This window comes from Arsukibacterium sp. UBA3155, from assembly GCA_002364615.1.
Lineage (GTDB): Bacteria > Pseudomonadota > Gammaproteobacteria > Enterobacterales > Alteromonadaceae > Alishewanella.
Window position 1 is genome coordinate 164,350 of record DEYP01000019.1, and the last position, 23,261, is coordinate 187,610.

Below are 23,261 nucleotides of genomic sequence, written 5' to 3' on the forward strand. Positions count from 1 at the left end.
TCTCATTTTTAATAAAACAATGGCTTAACCATAGTTTCTGATAGTCTGCCAGGCAAGAAGAGATATCAGACGCTGATCAGTGCGCACTGTCATCAAAAATTTGTTCAATCGCCAAACCAAAGATCCTGGCGGCACGAAACGCCAGCGGTAAACTGGGATCAAATTTGCCCGTTTCTATGGCATTGATGGTTTGGCGCGACACATCAAGTGCTTTTGCCAGATCCGATTGGGTCCAGTTGCGTTCTGCCCGCAACACTTTTAGCCGGTTCTTCATTGATATTTCCGAAAATTAAGTACCAAACTGACAAAATATGAAATGCCCATAACAAATAAAATGTTAGAAGGGCTCGGTGTCGACTCGAGTAAGCGGGCGGGTTCTAATAAGCCATAAATAGCCCCAAATACCACACTAACCCCAAGCGAAATAGCCATCGCATTCAGGTGCATTTGGCGTTGCAGTTCATCTAAACCGTCCAGATGTTTTTTATTAGTAATAATCATCCGATAACCAAGAAAAACGTTAACAGCAATAACGCTAAGGCTGATGGTGACGTTAAAGTCCCAGATGAATTTAGGGCCAAACGCTAGTAGCGCTAAAGATACTAGCCATCCCAGGGTCCAAATAAATAATGACTTTGTGGATGCTTTATTACGCTGATCCAAAGTCGTTGATGTCGTGTCGTTCATAATAATACCCCGTAAGTGTTGTTGACTTTAAGTAAAGCCTGCTTGACATGCGAAGAGTAGATCAAATGGATTGGGGTGTCAAGCAAGCTTGTCATTGTGTAAAGCTTTATGGATAAATAGGCGTTGATTCGGTCATTACAAAGCCAGCGATGTTAAGGGTCAGATCCAAGTTGCGATATTAAGGGTCAGATCCAATTTGTAATGACCTTATTGACCGAAACCACTATGACCGCAACGCCAGTTCAGCGGCGCTGCGGGCGTGAATGCTGGTGGTATCAAACAGGGGCGCGACAGAGTCCTGTTGGGATACCAGCAAAGAAATTTCAGTGCAGCCGAGAATAATGGCTTCGGCACCTTGCGCCACAAGTTGCGAGATGATCTGGTGATATTGCGCTCTGGATTCTGGCAGCACCTTGCCTAGACAAAGCTCGTTATAAATTATCTGGTGCACCTGCTCGCGTGCTTGTTCATCGGGCACAAGCACATTCAGGTCGTGCTGCGCTGTTAGCCGGTCTTTGTAAAATGGCTGCTCCATGGTGAATTTGGTGCCTAACAGACCAACCGTTTTATAACCGGCAGCTTTTACCGCTGTAGCAGTGGCATCGGCAATATGCAGTAGTGGCAGTGTTGTCGCATCCTCGATAGCCGTTACTACTTTGTGCATAGTATTAGTACACAGAACAATAAAATCGGCACCGGCGGCGCCAAGGCTTTTGGCGGCTTCTGCCAGTAACTGGCCGGCAGCCTGCCAGTCACCAGCGCGTTGCATCTGCTCAATTTCGGCGAAATTAACGCTATACAGAATAACTTTAGCCGAGTGCAGACCACCAAGCTGCTGTTTCACTGTTTCATTTATTATGCGGTAGTAAGGAATGGTCGACTCCCAACTCATACCGCCCAGCAAGCCAATTGTTTTCATGGTAGTTGCCTTAAAAATAGAATAGCCAGCACCTAAAGAAGGTTAAATTGTAAATTGGTTGATAGCCAACTAATGTTAATTTTTAATTAACAATATATTTATCTTTTGGTATCTCTGCATTATCCTAATGGCTTCAAAAAGCAAAGGAATAAGTCATGGTAAAGGTACATATCTGGTTAAGGGATGAACAACATATTGGCCACGCAGCTCTTACTATAAGAGATGTTTACGTTAGCTTCTGGCCCGATGGTGATGCTGGCAAAAAAGACTTAAAAATAAAAACCAGCCACCCGGGTTCATATGTCGAGACGTTAGCACAAGATATCATTAATGAGGGAGGTCGCAAGCCCATTACAGTTGATATAGCCAACCTGAATGAGGTTGCGATGCTGCACTATGTAAACTATTTACAAAATAACGTACCGCGCTATCAACTTGCCCGGCATAATTGTTCGCATTTAGTTGTAGATATACTGCAAAAAGGCGCTAGTAAAAAGCCGACATTCAAACCTAACGCAGCAGAGTATGCTAAAGTCGGTCGTATATTGGGTTACGGTATATGGACTCCGGCAAACGTAATGCGCTATGCAAACGAATTGAAATCAGCATGAAGATTATCTACCACGAAAAATACAACATTGATGTCGGCATTTTTAAATTTCTGCATCCGTTTGATGGTTGTAAGTTTCGCAAGGTGCGCGCAGCACTGTATGATGCAGATGTTGTTGCACCTGACGCTGCTATTTCGGAATCGGCCATTCTTGGCTCAGTAAATGAACTGCTAAAAATACAGCTGAAAGATAAAGCGGCATTATGCCGGGCGCTTGAAATTCCTAAAATTCCGTTTTTGTCATTTTCGTGGCTGGACAGTCGCATCCTTGAGCCTATGCGTTGGGGCGTTGCTGGCACATTAGCGGCCAGCCGATTAGCATTGACTGGCACCGATGCCTGGAATCTGGCTGGTGGTTATCACCATGCCAGCCCACATAAGATGGAAGGTTTTTGTATATATAACGATATTGGCATTTGCTATCAGCAGTTGCTGGCAAGTGGCGAGCTAACGGCTACTGACCGAATTCTGATTATTGATATCGATGCTCATCATGGTAACGGCAATGCACGCACCTTTGACGACAACAAGTACACCACCCTGCTCGATGTGTATAACCAGGATATTTATCCCAATACACCGGTCAGCCGGCAGCGGGTCGATATCCAGGTACCTTTGCCCACTGGCACCGGCAGCGATTTATATTTGAATAAACTAGGCGGCGCGCTGGAATTGCTTACCGGGGGTTATAAACTGGCCTTTGTAGTAGCCGGTACCGATGTCCTGGCAACCGATCCGCTGGGTAGCTTAAAGCTTAGCATTGCCGATGTCGCCCAAAGCCATAAGCTGGTGTATCAGCGCTTAAAAGCGCTAAATATCCCAACGGTATTTTTAGGTGGCGGTGGCTATGGCAAAGATAGCGCAGCGGCAATAGTGGCAGGGATTAAAGCGATAGCTGTGGATAGAAATAAAGCTTAGTTTTTACAATTATCACTAACATCACTAACATCACTAACATTAATAACATTACTAACATTACTAACATCACTATGGAGCTGGAGATGATCGAATATCAGGAACGACTCGGTATGATTTATGGTGTATTCAGCCTTATTTTGATAATCGGTATGCCGGTGTTGATTAACCGTTTACTAAATATTAGCTATCCCAAAGCCATTTTTATGATATTTGCCAGTTGTCTGATTTTTATGGCGCTTGATCAATTAATTCACCGTCTGCTTTTCGACATTACCATTGAGATTGACCCGTTAAATAATGCAATTGAGGTGCTGGTACCGATTTATGCTTTTGCAATTGCTTTAGTATTAGATTTTATCGCGATGTCGTTGCAAAAGATCAAAAAACGGAAACAGGTTAGCTGATTGCTATTCTGCCAGCGATGTTAAGGGTCAGATCCAATTTGGATGTTAAGGGTCAGATCCAATTTGTAATGACCTTATTGACCGAAACCACTATGACCGCAACGCCAGTTCAGCGGCGCTGCAGGCATGGATGCTGGTGGTATCAAACAGGGGCGCGACAGAGTCCTGCTGGGATACCAGCAAAGAAATTTCAGTGCAGCCGTGAATAATAGCCTCGGCACCCTGGTCGATAAGCTGGCCAATGATCTGGCGATACTGTTCTCTTGACTCTGGCAGCACCTTGCCCAGACACAGCTCGCTGCATCTGCTCAATTTCGGCAAAATTAACGCTGTATAGAATAACTTTAGCCGAGTGCAGGCCACCAAGCTGCTGTTTCACCGTTTCATTTATTATGCGGTAGTAAGGAATGGTCGACTGCCAACTCATACCGCCCAGCAAGCCAATTGTTTTCATGGTAGTTGCCTTAAAATTAGCAAAGCCAGCACTGCCCTGGCTTTTCTTTTTTAACACTAATTAGTCAGCCTGTGGCAATACCGCCTTGGTAAGTAACCAATGGTTATCATTACGCTGAAATAACGCGAGATGACTCTTCGATTGAAATAATATCAAATTATCGTGTTGGCTTACTTTCGTATCAGGGTCGAATGGTGAAATCATTGCGTCAAAGTGGCGCAACAACTCCTGCTCAAGTCTAGTTTCATACTCAGACCCGAGCTTGTAATTAGCAATGAACTCACTGAAATCAGCCATGCTCATCGCATCTGTTACGGTATATTGATTTATGAATTCGTAGTGCTCACATTCAGAAAATATAACCGTGGTCTCTCCGTCAAAGGCAGCCTTTTCGGTGCATATTTCAGAAGGAACGATGTTGTTAATTAATTTTTTTTCAATCTCCACTCCGTTACAAGCAAATACTGACAGTGCCAACGAAACAGGAAACAAAATCTTCTTTAACATAAATTAACCTGCTCTTTTTATCCGTTGAACCATCTTAGCTTCTAGTTTCACCCGCCACATATCAAAACTTAGCTGATCCATCATAATGGCTTCAATGGGAGTGAATACGTCAGTCATAGTTTTTAGCGATTCGATCTAAATAAAAAAGCCAGCATTATGCTGGCTTTCGCTCCAAACACACCCTGGCAGGTTATACCAATACTGACTGGCGAAGCATGTCATACAGGCGACGTTCCTGAATGGCTTCTTCACCATCACTTTGCATAATTTGCTTAGCGGTATCCAGCGCTTGTTGCTTATTAAACATTAAGTCGCTTTTTAACCCGGTTATATAGCTTTCTACTTTATTAGAGCTGATGGCCTGACGTACATCGGCCATGGCCTGGCTTTGTATAGCGGTAATGCTGTTCACGCCGGTCCAGTCTAAACTGTCGGCAATGTCATCTACCAGCTCCTGCTCGTTTAAGCGTATTTTGCCGTCAACGCGGTACATTAAAATAGCCAGCTTCAGTAATGCTTCATTAAAACTTTGTTGAGTCGCCATAAATTACTCCTTTGGCTGCGGCCTTATTTCGCACCCGGCCGGGCTATTTTCAGTATTTCAGTCAGGCCCGCAACGGCGCCGCCGATATTAGCTAGTTCGGCAGGTACGATCATGGTGTTGTTGGTTTTGGCCAGATTACCAAACTCTTTTACATATTGCTCGGCTACCCGCAGGCTTACTGCTTCCGAACCACCCGGGTGGTTAATGGCCTCGGCTATCTGGCGGATACCTTCGGCGGTAGCGATGGCAATCAGTTCTATTTCGCGGGCGCGACCTTCGGCTTCGTTGATCTGACGCATCTTGTCACCTTCTGACAGGTTAATAACCTCCTGCTTCTGGCCTTCAGACACGTTAATCATCGCCTGACGTTCACCTTCTGATTTAGCAATGGCCGCCCGACGTTCCCGCTCTGCACGCATTTGCTGTTCTAACGCATCTTTAATGCTAAGCGGTAATTCGATGTCAGAGATTTCATAACGCAGCACTTTAATGCCCCACGGCGAGGCCGCTTCATCCAGTGCTTTTACTACTTCTTCGTTAATTTTAGCCCGCTCTTCAAAGGTTTTATCTAAGTCAGTCTGACCAATAACTGACCGCATAGTAGTTTGTGCCAGTTGCGAAGACGCATAGCGATAGTCATTGATGCCGTAACTGGCTTTGTGCGGGTCTACCACCTGTAAATACAGCACGCCGTTAATGCCTACCTGAATGTTGTCACGGGTAACACAGGTTTGGCGCTCTACGTCTATGACTTCTTCTTTTAAACTGTGGGTGTAAGCTACCTTGTCGATAAACGGGATAAGAATATGAAAGCCAGAGTCGAGGGTGCGTGAGTATTTACCCAGGCGTTCAATTACAAAGTTAGATTTCTGCGGTACTACCCGGGCAGTTTTTATAATGGTAATCACTACCGCTATCGCAAAGCCCAGCGTCAGTACCGTTTGAATATCAAATTCTTCCATTTTCAGTTTTTCCTTTATAACTAATTATCAAACCGGCTGCTGCGCCGACACAATTAAATGAATGCCTTCATTGGCAATTACCCAGGCGACTTCGCCCGCTTTTAATGCCTCGTTAGAGCGAGCGTCCCATTGTACGCCGTTTAATACTACACGGCCTGCGCCCTGGGTAAAATCATTGAGCACAATAACCCGGTTGCCGATATCGTCTTTCAGCCGACTTGGTTGCTCACCACTGTCAGCGACATAACCGGTAAACCAGCGCTTAAAATGACCACGGGCTAAAAGCAATAATGCCAGGCTGACGATACCGAAAACAAGGTATTGCATGGTGGCAGATTCTATCCAGCCCAGCTGCAATAATATGCCAACGACAATAGCGCCTATCCCCAGAAATACGGCAACAATACTGGTCGCCAGCAGTTCTGACAGAATTAATAGCACGCCAACGATGATCCAGATCATTGCGATACTCATAGCTTTATCCTGTAGAAGAAATTGAGCCACAAACAGTACCTGATGTTAGATAAAAGGGTCAATCAATTTAATAGCTTGCTACTGTTTCATTTGTAATAAACTATGACGGTGGTAGAGGTTTACAATTAACAACAGAAGCAGGGTTATGGCCGAGCGGAAAATATATGAATTACTGATCAATGAAGAAGATGCCCGGGCGTGTAAGGATATACCGGACAATGCCTGTACCAAAGTACCTAAAAACTTTGTCTTGTTGCTGCTTAGCCAGCTACTGCTCAGTCTGGGTGATTTATTAACCAGTCCCAAAACCGTATTAACCTGGCTGATGAGTGTTGTGGGTGCGCCAGCGGCAATGGTGGCCTGGCTGGTGCCCATTCGCGAATCTGGTTCAATGTTACCGCAATTACTGATCGGTGCCTGGGTGCGGCGCTATGCGGTGCGCAAAACATTCTGGATTGCCGGCAGTATCGTCCAGGGTAGCTGTGTGCTGGCAATGGCTCTGGCGGTCAGCCAGTGGCAGGGCGTTCTGGCCGGCCTGGCAATTATTGGTTTGCTGGTATTATTTAGCCTGGGCCGTGGTTTATGTTCAGTGGCCATGAAAGACGTAAAGGGCAAAACAGTACCCAAAGGCCAGCGCGGCCAGTTAACCGGCATTGCCGGTACCGTATCTGGTGTGCTGACACTATTGGTATCATTTTGGTTGCTGCGCCAGGAGCCAGACAATTTGTTAGTTTATGTGGTGCTACTCGTTGCCGCCGGTTTGTTATGGTTCAGCGCTGCAGCGCTTTTCAGCCAGGTGCAGGAGCAACCTGGTGAGACCGATGGTGGTGCTAATGCGCTGCAGCAGGCCTGGCAGAATCTGGGTTTAATGCGAACGGACACGCAGTTTCGGCAGTTTGTTATCTGCCGTGGTTTATTGTTAGGATCGGCGCTGGTTTCTCCCTTTCTGGTGCTGCTGGCTCAGCAACAGCATAGCAATGGCCAGACTCTGGCCTGGTTTTTAATTTGCACCAGTTTAGCCAGTGCGCTCAGTGCCGTCTTCTGGGGCAGGCTGGCCGATCGCAGTAGCCGTCAGGTGATTATTATTGCTGCCGCTCTGGCGCTGACAGGCTGCGCGGTGCTGGCGGTCTTGCAAATGGTAGTTGGCGAACTGCCATTATATGGTTATCTGCTGCTGTTTTTGCTGTTAAGTGTTGGTCATGCCGGAGTGCGAGTGGGGCGCAAAACGTATTTGCTCGATATGGCATCGGGCAATAAGCGTACCGATTATGTCTCAGTCAGTAATTCGCTTATCGGCGTATTGTTGTTAGTGGTGGGCGGCCTTAGCAGCTTGCTGGCCTGGTGGTCTTTATCCGCAGTGCTGTGGTTTTTTGCCGCCAGCTGTCTGGCGGGTTTACTGTATGCCCTGAAATTACCTGAAGTATCCAAATCTAGTTGAATAACGGTTAGCCGCTATTCAGGTAAAGAAACTGGCAAACATGGCTTGCCAGCTTCTTAGCCATGCTAGACCGCCGCCATTTTTTTGCGGGCGAAAAGCTGCTGTTCCAGACTTTTGCCTTTGCTTAGCTGTTTGTACTGCCAGCCATTAGCGGCCAGACATTGCAACAACCTGATATCGAAATCATCTACCACCTGAGATTGGTAGCTAAGCTGATATTCATGGTTACGCCCTGCTGTGACTTCTTTTACACCCGCTAATTGCCGCAGCTGCTGACACACTTCTTCACTATCGACAACAGCGTTACCTGGCCCGGCAGCAAGTTGCAGGCTTAAATGCGCGGTACTCTCATTGGGTTGAGCATGATGTTGCTGCAGCTGGCCATCTTGTAAATACAATACCTTGTTACACAGTCGCTCCAGCTCGAAAATATTATGTGAGCTAATTAAAAAGCTGGTGTGCTGGCTTAAATCGCTAATAAGCTCACGAATATGCAGTGCATTGGCCGGATCGAGCCCGGCGGTCGGCTCGTCCAGCAAAATAAGTGCTGGCGAGCCGATAAACGCCTGTGCCATACAGGCCCGTTTGCGCATGCCGTGGCTAAGTGCGCCGGCTTTGGTGTGATAGTGTGACCCAAGGTCAACCAGTGCCAGCACCCGCTCGGTTTCGGCCCGTGCTGCGCGGGCGGTTAAACCCTGCAACTGACCGTAAAAACAAAGCTGCTCCCCAATACTAAAAGCCGGGTCCAGCTGAGCATCCTGCGGCAAAGCTGATACGTTGCCAAATAAGGCCTGACTGCCAGGTTGCTGTCCAAGCAGCTGCATGCTGCCGCTGTCGGCTTTAATATAACCACATAGCAAGCTGAACAAGGTCGTTTTACCCGCGCCGTTCTGGCCAATTAATGCCACGGTTTCGCCTGTATTAATTTCAAAGCTGATATTGTTCAGTACTTTATGCCGGCCATAGCTTTTTGTTAACTGACTTACTTTAATTATTGGATTGTTCATTACAGCGCCCTCCGGCTTAAAATTTGCTGGGCAATTAACAGAAATACGGCCGTTTGTGCCAGCGGTAGTGCTGCCAGTTGCAGGCTTTGCCAGCCCTGAGCCGGAATAAGCTGCCATATTTGCGCGCCTGGCATATATTCCAGTAAAAACGCCGTGTCGGGCTGATGATAAATAAGCCAGCTGAGCAATCCAAATGCTACCCCCAGGCTTACAATTGCCAGGCTTAGAGCCAGTCTTGAGGAGCGGGCCCAGGCTGAGAAAACCGTCATTAAAGCAGTAAAAGGCATTAATACGATCAGCAGGTGGCAGCTTATCAGCAAAGCGGCCTCAATAGCCTGCCAGCTGATGCCACCTTGTCGAACTGCGCTGATAGCCAGGGTTGCCGTCAGTGATAACAGAATTAAACACAGCTGTACGATTAACTGGCCACAGAAACGGCCCAGTACAATGGCGGTGCGGCTGCTGCGCAGGCTGATAAAGCGCAAGGTACCGCGAGCGGCATCGCTGGACAGTTGATTCGCGGTAAACACCAGGCTTAGAAAGGGCAGTAAGATTAGACTCAGCATCCAGTACAGCGTCAGCTCTGGTGCCGGCCAGTTCAGCAGTTGATGCAGACCAAGCATGCCAAAGGCCGCCGTTAAGGACTTCTGAAAATTCGGTTCCTGCAGTATTTCGCTGGCCGGGGCAATGGCGTAACGCAACAGGAAAAACCAGACCACGGCAGTGGCCGCCAGGGTCATCAGGCCGCGGCGGGTCAGCCACAACCGGGACAGTTCGACCTGGCTAAACAGCCGGATCTGACGCAGTAACATTATCATTGGCATAAATACTTCCTTTTATTGTTTTCTTTGTTTTTCTATCCGTGATTTTGCACAAAGAGTGCCATGTTTTAAATTGTTATATATCATGGGGTTGAATAATAAAAGTGTGCGTGAACGCGCGGCTTCGTGTAATAATGGCCAAAAAAGTGGTTTTTTTCACCACTTTTCATCATGTTGTTAACCCGTTGTCAGCTATCAAACAGTTAACGGTTTAACCCTGGTTAAGGTGCTGATCCAACGCCTGAATAAAACTCAGAATGGTTTCACTTACCTGCAGGTAAAAGTCAGTGTCGACTTTATCGGCTGTATCCCGCACCGAATGATAATCTTCATGATCAGCCACCCCGAAATAAATAAAGGGAACCTGCTGTTGAAAAAATACGCCATGGTCTGAGCTCAAGGTCCAGTCCTGCGTGTTGCCAGCCTGGTACCAGGGCCGGTCGTGGCCGGCGATAATTTTTACCGAACTTTGCTGTTGCAGCGTCTGTAACAGTGGCGTTAGCCAGGGTTGCTGATAACTGCCTACGGCAAATAGTAATTGATTCGTGTCGCGGCTGAGCATATCCATATTGACGTTAAACGCCAGCTGCTCTGGTTGCAACAACTGATGCTCAAACAACGCGACCGCTCCCTGTAAGCCTCCTTCCTCGGCATCCAGCGCCACAAATAACAACGGGTGAGCAATCGGCTGTTGCCGAAAATACCGCGCCAGCTCCAGCAAGGTAGCAACACCAGAGGCATTGTCATCGGCACCGGCAAACAGCTCACCATCATGGCTACCCAGATGATCATAATGCGCCGTTAGTACTATGGGTTTTAAAGCCGGATTAGTACCGGGTAATAAACCCAGCACATTTGCGGCGTTTTCCGCTGCTGGCACGGTGGCGCTTTTGCCCGCTATCCAGCGGCTGAATACAAAATGCTCTGCCACGCTAAAAGGTTGTAAATAGCCATCAGTGCCTGCGCTCTGCAAGCCAATATCGGCAAATTGTTGGGCCAGCCAGTTGCGGGCAGCAATACCGCCGTCGGTGCCAGGCTTACGCCCTTGCCGGTCGGGGTGAGCCAGCCAGTTCAGATCTGCCAGCATCCGTTGCGGGTTTAAGCGGTTTTGCGGTGCAGCGGGTCTGGCATTGGCAACTAACTGGGCCAGCCGCTCGCTTTCCTGTTGGGTAAGTTGTTGCTGCCACGCCGGCCAGGCCAGGGTGTATAACAAAATAGCGGCAATAACTAACGCCGCCGCGCCCGCCAGGTATAGTCTTTTCACAACAGACATTAACATTCCTTACTGCTTTTTAAATTGCAGCCAGCTTAACAAATAACAGCCTGCTGCCGATGCAAAAAAATCACTCTGACCCATTTTAATGTGCGAATGCCTGTAGTAGCAGGTTCAGTTGTGGGTGTAACAGCTCACGTTGGGTAGTAATAATGTAAAAGTTTTCGTAAATCTGTGGCAGCGCCAGGTACTTATACAAGCGGCCGCTTTGCAATTCGTCTTTTACCACCACCTCCGGAATCACGGCCAGCGCGCCGCTGTCGCGGGCCAGCAAGCGCAGCATCGCCATATCGTCGGCCTCGGCGATTATGTCAGGTTGCAACTGGTATTGTGCTGCCAGGGCATCAAAGGCGGTGCGCACCGGGCTTTGCACCGGCGGTAACACCCAGCGTTGTCTTGTGTAGTCGTTGAGCTTATCACCGGCATGCTTGCCGGGCGGGCCAATCACGGCGACAGGTTGTCTGGCCAGTAAGCGGCATTGCCATAACTGGTTATCGTTGCCCTGCACGGCAATATTCGTTAATGCCAAATCGAGCTGATGTTGGGCCAGCGCATTTAACAGCGTGGTCTGGTTCATTGACAACAAACTGTAGCGCGCCTCACTTTTACTCAGTAACGGGGTAATAAAGCTTTCAATAAAGTTTCGTGACATGGTCGCTAAGGTGCCAATCCGGATGGGACTGTGCTGAGGCTGCATGCCCTGCGCCAGCAATTGTTCAAGCTCAGCACCGCGACTGAAAATATCTTCGGCGTATTTAAGAGTCTGGTAGCCACTGTCTGTAAGCACCAGTTTGCGGTTTTCGCGACGGAATAACTGCACCTGCATACTTTGCTCTAACTGCTTTATCTGAGAAGACAACGCAGATTGTGAAATATGCAGGCGCTGGGCGGTTTCCGTCAGGTTTGTGCCACGGGCTACCTGCCAGAAATAATATAGATGATGGTAGTTTAACCGGCTCATGGTTCTCTTTTAGTGAATGATTTGTGTTTTATTATGTATTTTACTTATAGTAGTTTGCTGCACACAATAGCGCCAGTTAATTAAAATTAAAGGTGTGCGATGAATTCGTTATTAACTGTCACTCCATTAAAACTGGTGCTGCTGGCACTGGTAGCCTTGCTGGCTGTGGTTATCTGGCGTTACAGCGCCACAGCCTTGGCCGGTGAGCCGAACAAACTGCGTTTTATGCGGGCTTTAGCGCTGACCCTGACGGCGACGGTGTTTACCCTGCTCAGCAACCATCTGATGTTATTCTGGTTAGGCTGGTGCTGGATCAGTCTTAGCTTGCAACAGTTATTGTTGTTTTATCCTGAACGCCCCCGTGCCCAGCTGGCCGCCCATAAGAAAGCGCTCAGTGCCCGCACTGGTGAACTGTTGCTGGCTCTGGCGTTTATTTTGTTATATGTCGAGTTTAATACTGCAGATATCGGCAACCTTATTAATCAGGCGAGTATTCAGAGTAGCCTTAGCGTTAGCGGCCATCTTGCCGTCGGGTTGCTGGTCATCGTGGCACTGATTAAATGCGCCCAGCTACCGCTGCACGGTTGGCTGATCCAGGTGGTGGAGGCACCCACGCCAGTCTCCGCCTTGTTGCACGCCGGTATTATTAATCTCGGTGGTATTTTACTGCTAATCTTCTCGCCCTTGCTTAGTCTCAGCGCGCCGGCCGCAACGCTACTGCTGGTAGCTGCGCTGACAAGTACTGTGCTGGCGGCCCTGATCATGACTACCCGGATAAGTATTAAGGTGCGCCTGGCATGGTCAACGGTGGCGCAAATGGGTCTGATGCTGGTAGAAATTGCGCTGGGTTTATACACCCTGGCATTACTGCACTTGCTGGCACACTCCTGCTACAAAGCTTACGCCTTTTTGTACAGCGGCAATGCGGTTAACCATTACCTGGCGGCTCAACTGGCCGATCAAATTGAACCGCAAACCCGCCACTGGGTTCTGGCGCTGTTGGCTGCCGCGCTGCTGGTGGCGCTGGCTCATCAGCTACTGCCTCTTTCCAGCCTGAGCAGCGCGGTACTGCTGGTGTTGGCTATTACGGTGCTACTGATGCCATCAATGGCGCGGGCCGATAGTCGCAGGCCATGGCGGGTCATGCTGGCGTTGGCGTATGGCGTCGGATTACTGGCACTTTATCTCAGCGGTAAATATATGTTGCAGCAGATAATGCCAACCGGCAGCGTGTTAGCGCCGTTGGCTGATGTTGTTACCAGCCTGGTATTTTCCGGTCTGTTTGTGATGGCGGTGTTGCTGCGCTACCACAGCCGGCACCGGGCGGTAAACCGGGTATTTATCTGGTTGAACGCCGGTGGATACCTTGATGAGTGGGCGACTAAAGTTACCCTGAAAATTTGGCCTTATCATAGCAAAAAGACAGCGGACATTAGCGCCCTGACTCAGGTGGAGAGCGTAAAATGAGTGCAGTATCGACGACAATGCAGCGCAGCGATTGTGCCTTACAAACACTGGTTGCCAAGGCAGCCAGTCAAATTGCTCCGGCATGGCCACTGGATCAGATGATCGCAGTAAATCCGTGGTGGCCCAAGCGTCAGCAGCATTTTGCCTCGGTCTGTGCTGAGCAGCAGCTGCTTGCCGGAACCAGTTGTCTGATGAGTGCCCAGTGGTATTTAGCACAGTGGCAGCATCAAATAACACCCATGCACCTGCAGCAGGCATTGCAGCAAGCAGAATTAACCATGACCCTTGATCAGGCCGTCACCGCGCTGGCCCAGCCTCAGGAGTTGCGCCGCTGGCAATCACTGGCACAGCTGATGTCAGAACAGACCCCAGCGCAGCGAACCTTACCCTGGCCGCAACTGATACAGCAGCAGTTAAGCCAGTTTATGGGGTTGTATTATCAGTATCCTGAGCGCTTTAGTGTAAAAGCTGACAGCCCAGATCACGCCTACCAAAGCTGGTTATCGGTGGTCTGCCATGATAAAGGCCTGCAGGTACTTACCGGAATTAATTTAACCTCATTATTTGCCACTGTGCCTGCACAGCCCTCATTGTTACTGCAACAGCTTAGCCCCTGGCTGCAAATCTGGTGCCCGGATGAGCAGGCAAAACTGGCTTATTTGGAAAACCTGCTGCAAAGCTTGTCTGGCTGGGCGGGTTGGCAGGCATGGCTTGACTGGCAGCAGCAACTGGCTGGGCGGCAGGGGCATGAGGCCGTATGCCAGTTACTTTACATGCTACTGGGCTGGGACTGGGTATTATGGCAACACAGTATGCGCGATGCGGGTTGTCATGAGCGCTTAAGCACCGCCTTAACACGGCAGAGCACACAGTATACTGCCATGATGCTTAACACGCAGGCTCAGCATAGTATTCGTCAGGTGTGGCAGCGAGCGCTGGAGCTAAGTGTGCAGCAGCCTTTATTGCGCCAACTGCGGCAGTCTGCAAAGGATGTTAGTGCAACCACCAGCAGACCGACGTTGCAGGCCGCGTTTTGTATCGATGTTCGCTCAGAGCCAATGCGCCGGGTATTAGAGCAGCAGGATGCTGGGATCCAGACTCTGGGTTTTGCTGGCTTTTTTGGCCTGCCTATTGCGTACAAAGCCGCAGACAGTAAGTTAAGCCGACCCCAACTCCCCGGCTTACTGGCACCGGCCTTTGAAGTTCGTCAGGTGCGCCCTGAAAACGTCACGCTATTACGCCAGCCTGCACTGGGTTGGAAGCAAAGCTTTGATTTGGCATCATCCAGCCTGGGCATGGTAGAGGCCGCCGGCCCCACTAAACTGCTCAGTCTGATCAAGCGCACTTTTTTTCGCAGCGCCGCACCACACGCCATGAACAGGTATCTGGATGACGGCCAATGGTATCTTTGCAAGGAGCAGCAGCCGCTTACTGTTGCGGAACAAGCCGAGCTTGCAGGTGGTATCTTGTTTGCGATGGGTCTTACTGAAAACCTGGCAACGACCATATTACTGGTGGGGCATGGCAGCACAAGCTGTAATAACCCGCATGCCGCAGCGCTGGATTGTGGTGCCTGTGGTGGCCAGACTGGTGAGGTTAATGTAAAAGTGCTGGCACAGCTGCTCAACAGCAGTGAGGTAAGGGCTGAGCTTAATAGCCAAAACACCGTGCATATCCCCAGTGACACCCGGTTCTACGGAGCGATGCATCACACGACGACCGACACCCTGGAGGTGTTTCAGGCTCCTGCTGAGGCAAACTGGCTTGGTTGGCTAAGCCAGGCCAGTGAGTCAGCCAGGCAGCAACGGGCCAGTCAATTTGCTGGGCCGCCGGTGAGCGCGTCGGCCTTGAGTCGTTTTTTTACGTTGCGAAGCCGCGATTGGGCGCAACTTCGACCGGAATGGGGGCTTGCTAACAATGCAGCGTTTATTGTGGCGCCGCGCTCCCTGACCAAAGATCTGGATTTACAGGGGCGCTGTTTTTTACACGACTATAATCCGGAAAAAGACCCGGAGTTCAGCCTGTTGCACACCATTATGACCGCGCCAATGGTGGTAACTAACTGGATCAATATGCAATATTACGCCTCGGTGGTAGCGCCTGAAAAATACGGCAGTGGTAATAAGTTGCTGCACAATGTGGTTGCCGGCCATATTGGGGTTTTCGAAGGAAATGGTGGTGATTTACGCAACGGTTTAGCCTGGCAGTCGGTGCATGATGGCAGCCAGTTGCGGCATCAGCCTGTGCGTTTAACGGTTGTTATTGCGGCCCCCAAACAGGCTATTGCTAATATAATTCGCCGCTCAGATGACGTTGCGGCGCTGGTAAAAAACCAATGGTTGTGGCTGTATCAGCTGGACCAGGATGGCACCTTGCATCAGTGGCAGCAGGCGGGCTGGCATAAGGTGGTAATGTGACATCGTCTGTTGCTATGTTAACCCGGCACGATAAAGCGCGCTTAATTGCGCCTGCGCTTAGCCAGCTTGGCTGGCAGCTAACTGAGCTGGATAGTTTCGACACGGATACCCTTGGCAGTTTTGCCGGTGAGTATCCGCGTTTTATGACGGCGCAGGAATGCGCGTTTCGTAAAGCCGCCTTGGCTGCTGAATTGTCCGGGCGGGATATTGGCTTGGGTAGTGAGGGGAGCTTTTCTGTCGGGCCGTTTGGAATAGGCACTTACAACCTGGAGCTGATCTGTTGTGTCAATGTGGCAGAAGGTTGGGCAGTAACGGGCCGGTTTTACGGTCCTTCGCTGGCCAGGCAATGGCAGCTTAAGGACGCAGCGGCGTTAGAACAGGCATTAGCGGACGTTGAACCCGGGCAACATTTGTTGCTGCAGCAAGGCCATTATTTAAAAAAAGCCCTTACAGTAGCTCAGGCGCACAATCTGGCGCTACTAAGGCTTGCAAACGGCGATGTTACGCTGAGTTATGACTTGCGCGCTCATTTAAGCCCGCAGCGTCGCTTGCATATTCAACAGGCAGCTGATGATTTAGCCCGGCGTTTGCAAAGCTATTGCCCAGAGTGTTCTACCCCTGGGTTTTGGCCAGATAAAGCCTTACCGGGCTTACCCTGCGAGGCCTGTGGCGTCGCCACCAATCTGACCCGGCACCGTCGGGCGTGTTGTCAACATTGTGGCCATACCACCATTACCCCCGTGGCAGCCCGTCATGCCAGCCAACAATATTGTCAGGAATGTAACCCTTGAATACCATGCTCCTAAGCACAGAATCCGATTCTGATATTAAATTATGTGCTGATTTTCTGCACAATGGTCAGTTGGTCGCTGTGCCAACAGAGACCGTTTATGGCCTGGCAGCAGATGCGACCAACCCTGAGGCAGTTAACGCTATTTTTGCCGCCAAAGGTCGGCCGGCAAACCATCCATTAATCGTCCATGTATCGGATATCGCAGCTATCGGTCAGTGGGCAAAAAATGTCAGTAATACCGCTTTTGCGCTGGCTGATGCCTTTTGGCCTGGCCCGCTTACTTTATTACTGCATAAAGCGGATCACGTCAGTTCAGTCGTTACTGGCGGATTAAATACCATCGGTTTACGAATGCCATCACACCCGGTGCTGCTGTCGCTGCTGCAGCAATATGAACTGACGGTTGCAGCGCCTTCTGCCAATCTTTACAAAAAGCTTAGCCCCACCTCAGCCCGTCAGGTACTGGCAGGGATGCAAGGCAAAATACCCGCAGTGCTGGATGGCGGCGATTGTCAGTACGGCCTGGAATCAACGATTGTTGACCTGACCGGTGACAAGCCGGTTATTGTCCGGTCCGGGCCAGTATCGGCTGCCGACATTGCCGCAGTGCTCGGCGAAGCTGTTGCACAACCCAAGCAACATAGTGTCGCGGTGCCAGGTAATATCGATGCCCACTATCAACCTGATAAAACGTTGTATTGTGCCCACCTGGCGGAGTTAACGATAAAGCTGGACGGATTAAAGCGGCCAGTTGCATTACTTCATTACAGCCATTTCCCTGCTCATCCGATGGTTATTTCCTATCCAATGCCAACAAACGCGGCAATGTATGGGCAGCAGCTGTATCGAACGTTATTTAGGGCAGATCAGTCAGCAGTGGCTGCTATCTGGTGTGAACTGCCTCCAGTCGAGGATGGTTGGAGAGCGATACATGATCGGTTAACCAGAGCCAGTTACACTTAAAATCACTCTGACCCATTTTAATTTAATATAGGTACGCGATAAGACATAAAAAAAGCGCAGGCAAAGCCCCTGCGCTAAAGGTCGTGGTTGGGAGTTACCGGTTAACGGCGAACGCTTAATGCGCCATCGCCCTTTTGAAATAAATCATATTGTTGCATGGCCGGGATCTGCTGCTGGATCCGGGTTTCCAGGGCGTCCAGCTGGGTTACCTGGGCGCAGAGTGCATCGCCACGCTGCTCCAGTGCAGCGGCTTTAATGTCCATTTTAGCTTCCAGGTTTTCACCAAACTTCTCCATTTTTGCACCAAAGGCTTCCATCCGCTGTTCAAAATTACCTTCACCGCTGGTCATCGCCTTGCCCACCAGCATCATAATGCTGCCCATTGATTGGGTAACGGCTTCTTCAATAGCCTGTTCAAATTCAGGGCCAAAGGCCTGGTCGATAGTGTCCAGCCGGCTGCCATACAGGTAGGTATTGTCACCATCCTGTACCACCACCTGATTGGCGGCATCGCTAATTTTGGCGAGTGCCTGTTGCATTGCCGGATAGTCATCCAGCGATTTACCGGTTAGCTCGTTAAGTACCGTGGTTAGCGCCTCGCTGGCCATCAGCAGGGCATCTTCTACCAGTGCAACGGTCGCAACCGTCTGATGACGAATGCCGGCCTGATAGTCACGCAGTAATTCGCGGGTTTCGGTATTCACTTTCACAGTTTTGCCATTAAGGGTTAGCTGACCCTCGTCATTAATTAGCCACAGCGTGTTGCCGCTGTCCTGCAACTGCACACTGTTACTATTAATGACTAAATCTTTATCAAATTCGATATTACAACTTTGATTGCTATGTGCCGCGGCGCTGTTGCTATATACAAGGGCACTCAGGCTAAGGGTGCTGCAAACCACTGCGCTGGCGATAAGAGACATTTTCATTTTGTTAATCCTTGCTGGGTTGTGAAATAAGTTTTCAAATGACAGCTAACTAAGGCAAAGACAATGCCAAAGTATAAGTTATTGTTTTTAATGTCATATTCAATGAGATGAAATTGTATTCAGCGCTGGTGTTAGCGTTTTACGCCATTTATTAGCGAAATTATCAGGCGGCTTGCGTCGTTGGCATCCGTGTTACCTGCACAGCCCGTATTGGCTCGCCGGCTTTGGTTATGCTGTTTTTAATTACTATTTGGAATAACGCAGAGAGATCCATTCTTTTACCGGCATACGTTTGGACGGCTAAAATAACGCTATAAAGTTTATACAGGTGTTTTTATGCTTTTATCATCATTAGTGGCGCAGGCCAGCCCGTTATCAGAGCAGCAGGTACAGCAACTGCAGGGGCTGGTTAGCCAGCTGAACCCTATTCAGCAGGCCTGGGTCAGTGGTTATCTGGCTGCCAGTGCCCAACTGGCTGGTGGCCAGGTAACTGCACCTGCCGTATCTGCAGCGAACAGCGCAACCCTGACCATAGTGTATGGCTCGCAGACGGGTAATGCCCGCCATGTTGCTGATGGGTTGGCGGCATTGGCCAAAGCGAAAAACATAGCCGCTAAAATAGTTGATTTAGCCGATTATAAAAGCAGCCAGCTGAAGAATGAGCAGTACCTGGTGATAGTCACCTCTACGTATGGTGAAGGTGAGCCGCCAGAAAATGCCGTGAGTTTCTATAACTTTTTATTCAGTAAAAAAGCACCGAAAGTGCCGCAACTGAAATTTGCCGTGCTGGGTCTGGGTGATACCAGCTATGAATTTTTCTGTAAAACGGCTGCTGATTTTGACGAGCGGCTGGCCGAATTAGGTGGCCAGCGACTGCAGGCCCGCGCTGACCTGGACGTAGACTACGATGCCGCCGCCACCAGCTGGAATAATGCCCTGATTAGCGTGGTAGAACCGGAATTTGCCAGCGCGCCGTCGGCTGAAGTGATTAACTGGCCGGGGCAGACCAGCGCAGCAGCAAGCCAGTTTAATAAGCAGCAGCCTTTTGCTGCTGAGCTTTATACTAACCAGAAAATAACCGGCCGCGATTCTACTAAAGATGTCCGGCATATTGAAATTTCGCTGGAAGGCTCGGGTTTAACTTATCAGCCAGGCGATGCCCTGGGTTTATATTTTAATAACGACCCGGCGCTGGTCAGCGAATTACTCAGCCTGACCAATCTTGAAGCTGCAGCTGAAGTTAGCCTGGCGAACCAGAGCTTAAGCCTGGCAGTGGCGTTGACTGAACAACTGGAGCTAACCCAGTCGTATCCGGCATTTGTCGATAAATATGCCGCAGCAACCGCCAATGAAGCCCTGGCACAATTAGCGGCAGACAAAGCCGCACTGCGCGCTTATCTGGTCGACCGGCAAATTATTGATATTGTGCGTGAACATCCGGCAACCGGCGGCACCATTACCGCTCAGCAATTGGTTGACGCACTGCGTAAACAGCAACCGCGGCTTTATTCTATTGCCTCATCACAGGCGGAAGTTGAAGACGAGGTGAATTTAACCGTGGCGGTGGTGCGTTACGATGCCTTTGGTCAGCCGCATCTGGGTGGGGCTTCTGGCTTTTTGGCCGAGCGCTTAGCCGAGGGCGATAAAGTACGGGTCTTTGTCGAGCAAAATAACAACTTCCGTTTGCCGGCCAATGACGATACGCCGGTGCTGATGATTGGTCCTGGTACCGGTATAGCACCATTTCGAGCCTTTCTGCAGGAGCGGGATGCCCGCGGTGCCAGCGGTAAAAACTGGCTGGTGTTTGGTAACCCCCATTTTACCCAGGACTTTTTATACCAGACCGAGCTGCAGGGCTATTTAAAGCAAGGCCTGCTAAGCAAGTTGGACGTGGCGTTCAGCCGTGATACCGCAGAAAAAGTGTATGTGCAGGATAAGCTGCGTAAGCATGCCAGTGAAGTCTATCAGTGGCTGGAGCAGGGGGCTCATGTCTATATTTGTGGTGATGCCAACCGTATGGCGAAAGATGTGCATCAGGCCCTGCTGGACATTGTGCAGCAACATGGCAATAAAAGTGCCGAACAAGCCCAGCAGTATTTAGATGAATTACGGGTAGCCAAGCGTTACCAGAAGGATGTGTACTAATGAGCCAATACCCAATTAAACCCGAGCTGCAGGTTAGCGGCAAGTTGTCTGACAACGAGCGTTTAAAAGCTGAAAGCGAGCATTTACGCGGCACCATTAAGCAGGACCTGGGCGACGAAATTACCGGTGGCTTTAACGGTGATAACTTTATGCTGGTGCGTTTTCATGGCATGTACCAGCAGGATGACCGTGATATCCGGGCCGAGCGCGCTGCGCAAAAGCTGGAGCCGTTGCACAACGTCATGCTGCGGGCGCGGATGCCTGGCGGTATTATTACGCCACAGCAATGGCTGGCTATTGACCAGTTTGCTGCTGAAAAAACCATGTATGGCAGCATTCGTTTAACTACCCGTCAGACATTTCAGTTTCATGGTGTGTTAAAGCCGAACATTAAACCGATGCACCAGTTTTTAAACAGCATTGGTATCGATTCGATTGCTACCGCCGGTGACGTTAACCGCAACGTGTTGTGTACCTCAAACCCGGTTGAGTCTGAGCTGCACCAGCAAGCGTATCAGTGGGCTGTGCAGATAAGCGAGCACTTATTGCCGAAGACCCGCGCCTACGCCGAGTTATGGCTGGACGAAGAAAAAGTTGAAACCACTGAAACCGAACCGGTACTGGGTGAAAACTACTTACCGCGTAAGTTTAAAACCACGGTGGTTATCCCGCCGCATAACGATATTGATGTGCATGCCAATGACTTAAACTTTGTGGCGATTGCCGAGCACGGCAAGCTTATTGGCTTTAATGTGCTGGTCGGCGGTGGCCTGGCGATGACCTTTGGCGATAATTCTACCTACCCGCGTAAGGCTGAAGTACTGGGCTTTATTGGCCTGGAGCATACCCTAAAGGTGGCCGAGCATGTGGTCACCGTGCAACGTGATTATGGCGACAGAGTTAACCGCAAAAATGCCAAAACCAAGTACACCATTGACCGGATTGGGGTTGATACTTTTAAAGCCGAAGTGGAGCAGCGGGTGGGTGTGGCTTTTGCACCGGCTAAACCTTTTGAGTTTACCACGCGTGGCGATCGCTTTGGTTGGGTAGACGGCATAGATGGCAAGCAGCACTTAACCTTATTTATCGAAAATGGCCGTGTGCTGGATTTTCCGGGTAAACCGCTTAAAACCGGTTTAGCGGCCATTGCCAAAGTGCACCAGGGCGACTTTCGGATGACCGCGAACCAGAACCTGATTATCGCCGGCGTGCCATCAGAGCAAAAAGCCTTAATTGAGCAGCTGGCGCGTGAACACGGCTTAATAGACGACAGCCACAGTGAGCAGCGCAAAAACTCGATGGCCTGTGTCTCGTTCCCTACCTGCCCACTGGCCATGGCAGAAGCAGAGCGTTATTTACCTGAGCTGGTCAGCAAGGTAGAAGCCTTACTGGCGAAGCACCAGGTGGCTGATGATCACATTGTACTGCGGGTAACCGGCTGCCCGAATGGCTGTGGCCGCGCCATGCTGGCCGAAGTGGGCTTAGTGGGCCGGGCGCCGGGTAAATACAATGTTTATCTGGGCGGCAATCTGGTGGGTACCCGCATTCCCAAGTTGTACCTGGATAATGTCGGCGAAGCGCAAATTCTGGGTGAGCTGGATAACTTAATTGGCCAGTGGGCGGCTGAACGCGATGGTAAAGAATGTTTCGGTGATTTTGTTATTCGCAAAGGCGTGGTGGCTGAAGTGAAAGTATCCAAGACAGACTTTCATGCCTGATACCGTGAACCGTCATTTTAGCCAGGCTGGCACGCCAACGGAGAATACGATGGCAGGAAATAGCATGTACAAAAGTGTCGAAACTGACTATCGGCAGATTTTGCAGCAGGATAGCGCTACCCAGCAAGCCTGGCTGACACACATTAATAATCTGCTGAGCCCGATGAGTGCCAGTGAGCGGGTACACTGGGCGCTGGCTAACTTACCGGCACAGCCGATCCTAAGCTCAAGCTTTGGTATTCAGGCCGCGGTCATGCTGCATTTAATTACGGTGCAGCAGCCAGATATACCAGTAGTATTAACCGATACCGGCTATTTATTTCCGGAAACCTACCAGTTTATTGATCAGCTTACCGAGCTGCTTCGCTTGAATTTACAAGTGTACCGGGCTTCACTGTCGGCCAACTGGCAACTGGCGCGCTATGGCGAGCAGTGGTTAACCGCCGAGGGCACTAAGCAATACAATCAGTTAAATAAAGTCGAGCCGATGCAGCGGGCCCTGCGTGAATTAAACGCTGGCAGCTGGTTTACCGGCTTACGCCGCAGCCAGAGCAGTACCCGGGCAGACAAAGCGATAGTTGAAATAAATCGGGGCGTGGTGAAAATTCAGCCCATTATCGACTGGAGTAACAAAGACGTATTTTACTACTTAAAGCAACATAACCTGCCGTATCACCCGTTATGGGAGCAGGGTTACTTGTCGGTAGGTGACACCCATTCCACGGTTAAATTTGAGCCGGGCATGAGCGAAGAAGATACCCGTTTTAATGGCTTTGGCCGCGAGTGCGGCCTGCATATGGATGGCGATGGCATCTAGTCTGACGGGTTGCAAAAGTGACTTAACGGGGCA

Annotated in this window: 24 protein-coding genes; 11 read left to right on the forward strand and 13 right to left on the reverse strand. The window is 49.9% G+C overall.

The genetic code is table 11. The annotated features are described in order from the left end of the window. Nucleotides 1-76: 76 nt before the first annotated feature. From B2X65_RS09075 to B2X65_RS09085, 3 genes are all read right to left on the reverse strand, one after another. Entirely contained in the window at nucleotides 77-274 is a 198-nt protein-coding gene (locus B2X65_RS09075) for a helix-turn-helix transcriptional regulator (protein WP_290612104.1), read from the reverse strand. After that, nucleotides 271-687, reverse strand: coding sequence for a hypothetical protein (locus tag B2X65_RS09080; protein WP_290612105.1), 417 nt, complete (start codon nucleotides 685-687; stop codon nucleotides 271-273). The genes B2X65_RS09075 and B2X65_RS09080 overlap by 4 nt, the downstream gene beginning before the upstream one ends. Nucleotides 688-910: 223 nt before the next feature. After that, nucleotides 911-1,606 (reverse strand): aspartate/glutamate racemase family protein, encoded by a 696-nt coding sequence (locus tag B2X65_RS09085; RefSeq protein ID WP_290612107.1) that lies wholly within the window; start codon nucleotides 1,604-1,606, stop codon nucleotides 911-913. Between the two features lie 155 nt (nucleotides 1,607-1,761). Between B2X65_RS09085 and B2X65_RS09090 the strand changes: the two genes are divergently transcribed. The 3 genes from B2X65_RS09090 (at nucleotide 1,762) to B2X65_RS09100 (ending at nucleotide 3,538) form a co-directional block, all read left to right on the forward strand. Next, nucleotides 1,762-2,217, forward strand: a complete 456-nt coding sequence (locus B2X65_RS09090) for a hypothetical protein (protein WP_290612108.1) — start codon at nucleotides 1,762-1,764, stop codon at nucleotides 2,215-2,217. Then, nucleotides 2,214-3,134: a histone deacetylase family protein gene (locus B2X65_RS09095; protein ID WP_290612109.1), complete on the forward strand. Its 921-nt coding sequence runs from the start codon at nucleotides 2,214-2,216 to the stop codon at nucleotides 3,132-3,134. The genes B2X65_RS09090 and B2X65_RS09095 overlap by 4 nt, the downstream gene beginning before the upstream one ends. Nucleotides 3,135-3,217: 83 nt before the next feature. Further along, entirely contained in the window at nucleotides 3,218-3,538 is a 321-nt protein-coding gene (locus B2X65_RS09100; RefSeq protein ID WP_290612110.1) for a hypothetical protein, read from the forward strand. A 90-nt stretch (nucleotides 3,539-3,628) separates the two neighbouring features. On the opposite strand, the gene B2X65_RS09105 is transcribed toward B2X65_RS09100, so the two are convergent. From B2X65_RS09105 to B2X65_RS09125, 5 genes are all read right to left on the reverse strand, one after another. After that, nucleotides 3,629-3,859 carry an aspartate/glutamate racemase family protein gene (locus B2X65_RS09105; RefSeq protein WP_290612111.1) on the reverse strand — a complete coding sequence of 77 codons (231 nt, stop codon included), beginning with the start codon at nucleotides 3,857-3,859 and terminating at the stop codon, nucleotides 3,629-3,631. Nucleotides 3,860-4,052: 193 nt separating this feature from the next. Next, nucleotides 4,053-4,499, reverse strand: coding sequence for a hypothetical protein (locus B2X65_RS09110; RefSeq protein WP_290612112.1), 447 nt, complete (start codon nucleotides 4,497-4,499; stop codon nucleotides 4,053-4,055). Between the two features lie 190 nt (nucleotides 4,500-4,689). Beyond that, nucleotides 4,690-5,043 (reverse strand): hypothetical protein, encoded by a 354-nt coding sequence (locus B2X65_RS09115; RefSeq protein ID WP_290612113.1) that lies wholly within the window; start codon nucleotides 5,041-5,043, stop codon nucleotides 4,690-4,692. 23 nt (nucleotides 5,044-5,066) lie between these two features. Further along, nucleotides 5,067-6,005 (reverse strand): SPFH domain-containing protein, encoded by a 939-nt coding sequence (locus tag B2X65_RS09120; RefSeq protein ID WP_290612115.1) that lies wholly within the window; start codon nucleotides 6,003-6,005, stop codon nucleotides 5,067-5,069. A gap of 27 nt (nucleotides 6,006-6,032) precedes the next feature. Next, a complete protein-coding gene (locus B2X65_RS09125) occupies nucleotides 6,033-6,479 on the reverse strand; it encodes an NfeD family protein (RefSeq protein ID WP_290612117.1) in 447 nt (148 codons plus the stop codon). Between the two features lie 145 nt (nucleotides 6,480-6,624). Here B2X65_RS09125 and B2X65_RS09130 point away from each other — a divergent pair, with 145 nt between their 5' ends. Further along, nucleotides 6,625-7,917 carry an MFS transporter gene (locus B2X65_RS09130; protein ID WP_290612118.1) on the forward strand — a complete coding sequence of 431 codons (1,293 nt, stop codon included), beginning with the start codon at nucleotides 6,625-6,627 and terminating at the stop codon, nucleotides 7,915-7,917. Nucleotides 7,918-7,982: 65 nt separating this feature from the next. Here B2X65_RS09130 and B2X65_RS09135 read toward each other — a convergent pair whose 3' ends face one another. From B2X65_RS09135 to B2X65_RS09150, 4 genes are all read right to left on the reverse strand, one after another. After that, nucleotides 7,983-8,924: an ABC transporter ATP-binding protein gene (locus B2X65_RS09135; RefSeq protein WP_290612119.1), complete on the reverse strand. Its 942-nt coding sequence runs from the start codon at nucleotides 8,922-8,924 to the stop codon at nucleotides 7,983-7,985. Continuing rightward, the gene (locus B2X65_RS09140; RefSeq protein ID WP_290612120.1) at nucleotides 8,924-9,748 is read right to left on the reverse strand and encodes an ABC transporter permease; all 825 of its coding nucleotides are present in this window, start codon (nucleotides 9,746-9,748) and stop codon (nucleotides 8,924-8,926) included. Before B2X65_RS09140 ends, B2X65_RS09135 begins: the two co-directional genes overlap by 1 nt. Nucleotides 9,749-9,956: 208 nt before the next feature. After that, on the reverse strand, nucleotides 9,957-11,018 hold the full coding sequence (locus B2X65_RS09145) for a M20/M25/M40 family metallo-hydrolase (RefSeq protein ID WP_290612122.1): 1,062 nt from the start codon (nucleotides 11,016-11,018) through the stop codon (nucleotides 9,957-9,959). A gap of 85 nt (nucleotides 11,019-11,103) precedes the next feature. Next, the gene (locus B2X65_RS09150) at nucleotides 11,104-11,979 is read right to left on the reverse strand and encodes a LysR family transcriptional regulator (protein WP_290612123.1); all 876 of its coding nucleotides are present in this window, start codon (nucleotides 11,977-11,979) and stop codon (nucleotides 11,104-11,106) included. 99 nt (nucleotides 11,980-12,078) lie between these two features. Here B2X65_RS09150 and B2X65_RS09155 point away from each other — a divergent pair, with 99 nt between their 5' ends. Genes B2X65_RS09155 through B2X65_RS09170 form a run of 4 tightly spaced genes read left to right on the forward strand, consistent with a single transcriptional unit; the run spans nucleotide 12,079 to nucleotide 17,619 of the window. Continuing rightward, entirely contained in the window at nucleotides 12,079-13,446 is a 1,368-nt protein-coding gene (locus B2X65_RS09155; RefSeq protein WP_290612125.1) for an NADH-quinone oxidoreductase subunit L, read from the forward strand. After that, complete coding sequence (locus B2X65_RS09160) at nucleotides 13,443-15,863, forward strand: DUF2309 domain-containing protein (protein ID WP_290612127.1); 2,421 nt, start codon at nucleotides 13,443-13,445, stop codon at nucleotides 15,861-15,863. Before B2X65_RS09155 ends, B2X65_RS09160 begins: the two co-directional genes overlap by 4 nt. Then, nucleotides 15,860-16,654, forward strand: coding sequence for a DUF6671 family protein (locus B2X65_RS09165; RefSeq protein ID WP_290612128.1), 795 nt, complete (start codon nucleotides 15,860-15,862; stop codon nucleotides 16,652-16,654). Before B2X65_RS09160 ends, B2X65_RS09165 begins: the two co-directional genes overlap by 4 nt. A 5-nt stretch (nucleotides 16,655-16,659) precedes the next feature. Continuing rightward, nucleotides 16,660-17,619 (forward strand): L-threonylcarbamoyladenylate synthase, encoded by a 960-nt coding sequence (locus B2X65_RS09170; protein ID WP_290612292.1) that lies wholly within the window; start codon nucleotides 16,660-16,662, stop codon nucleotides 17,617-17,619. 101 nt (nucleotides 17,620-17,720) lie between these two features. On the opposite strand, the gene B2X65_RS09175 is transcribed toward B2X65_RS09170, so the two are convergent. Further along, nucleotides 17,721-18,548, reverse strand: coding sequence for a DUF2884 family protein (locus tag B2X65_RS09175; RefSeq protein WP_290612129.1), 828 nt, complete (start codon nucleotides 18,546-18,548; stop codon nucleotides 17,721-17,723). A 336-nt stretch (nucleotides 18,549-18,884) separates the two neighbouring features. Here B2X65_RS09175 and B2X65_RS09180 point away from each other — a divergent pair, with 336 nt between their 5' ends. From B2X65_RS09180 to B2X65_RS09190, 3 genes are all read left to right on the forward strand, one after another. Further along, entirely contained in the window at nucleotides 18,885-20,693 is a 1,809-nt protein-coding gene (locus B2X65_RS09180) for an assimilatory sulfite reductase (NADPH) flavoprotein subunit (RefSeq protein WP_290612130.1), read from the forward strand. Continuing rightward, nucleotides 20,693-22,411: an assimilatory sulfite reductase (NADPH) hemoprotein subunit gene (gene cysI / locus B2X65_RS09185; protein WP_290612131.1), complete on the forward strand. Its 1,719-nt coding sequence runs from the start codon at nucleotides 20,693-20,695 to the stop codon at nucleotides 22,409-22,411. The genes B2X65_RS09180 and cysI overlap by 1 nt, the downstream gene beginning before the upstream one ends. Nucleotides 22,412-22,475: 64 nt before the next feature. Further along, nucleotides 22,476-23,228, forward strand: a complete 753-nt coding sequence (locus tag B2X65_RS09190) for a phosphoadenylyl-sulfate reductase (protein WP_290612133.1) — start codon at nucleotides 22,476-22,478, stop codon at nucleotides 23,226-23,228. Nucleotides 23,229-23,261 lie beyond the last annotated feature (33 nt).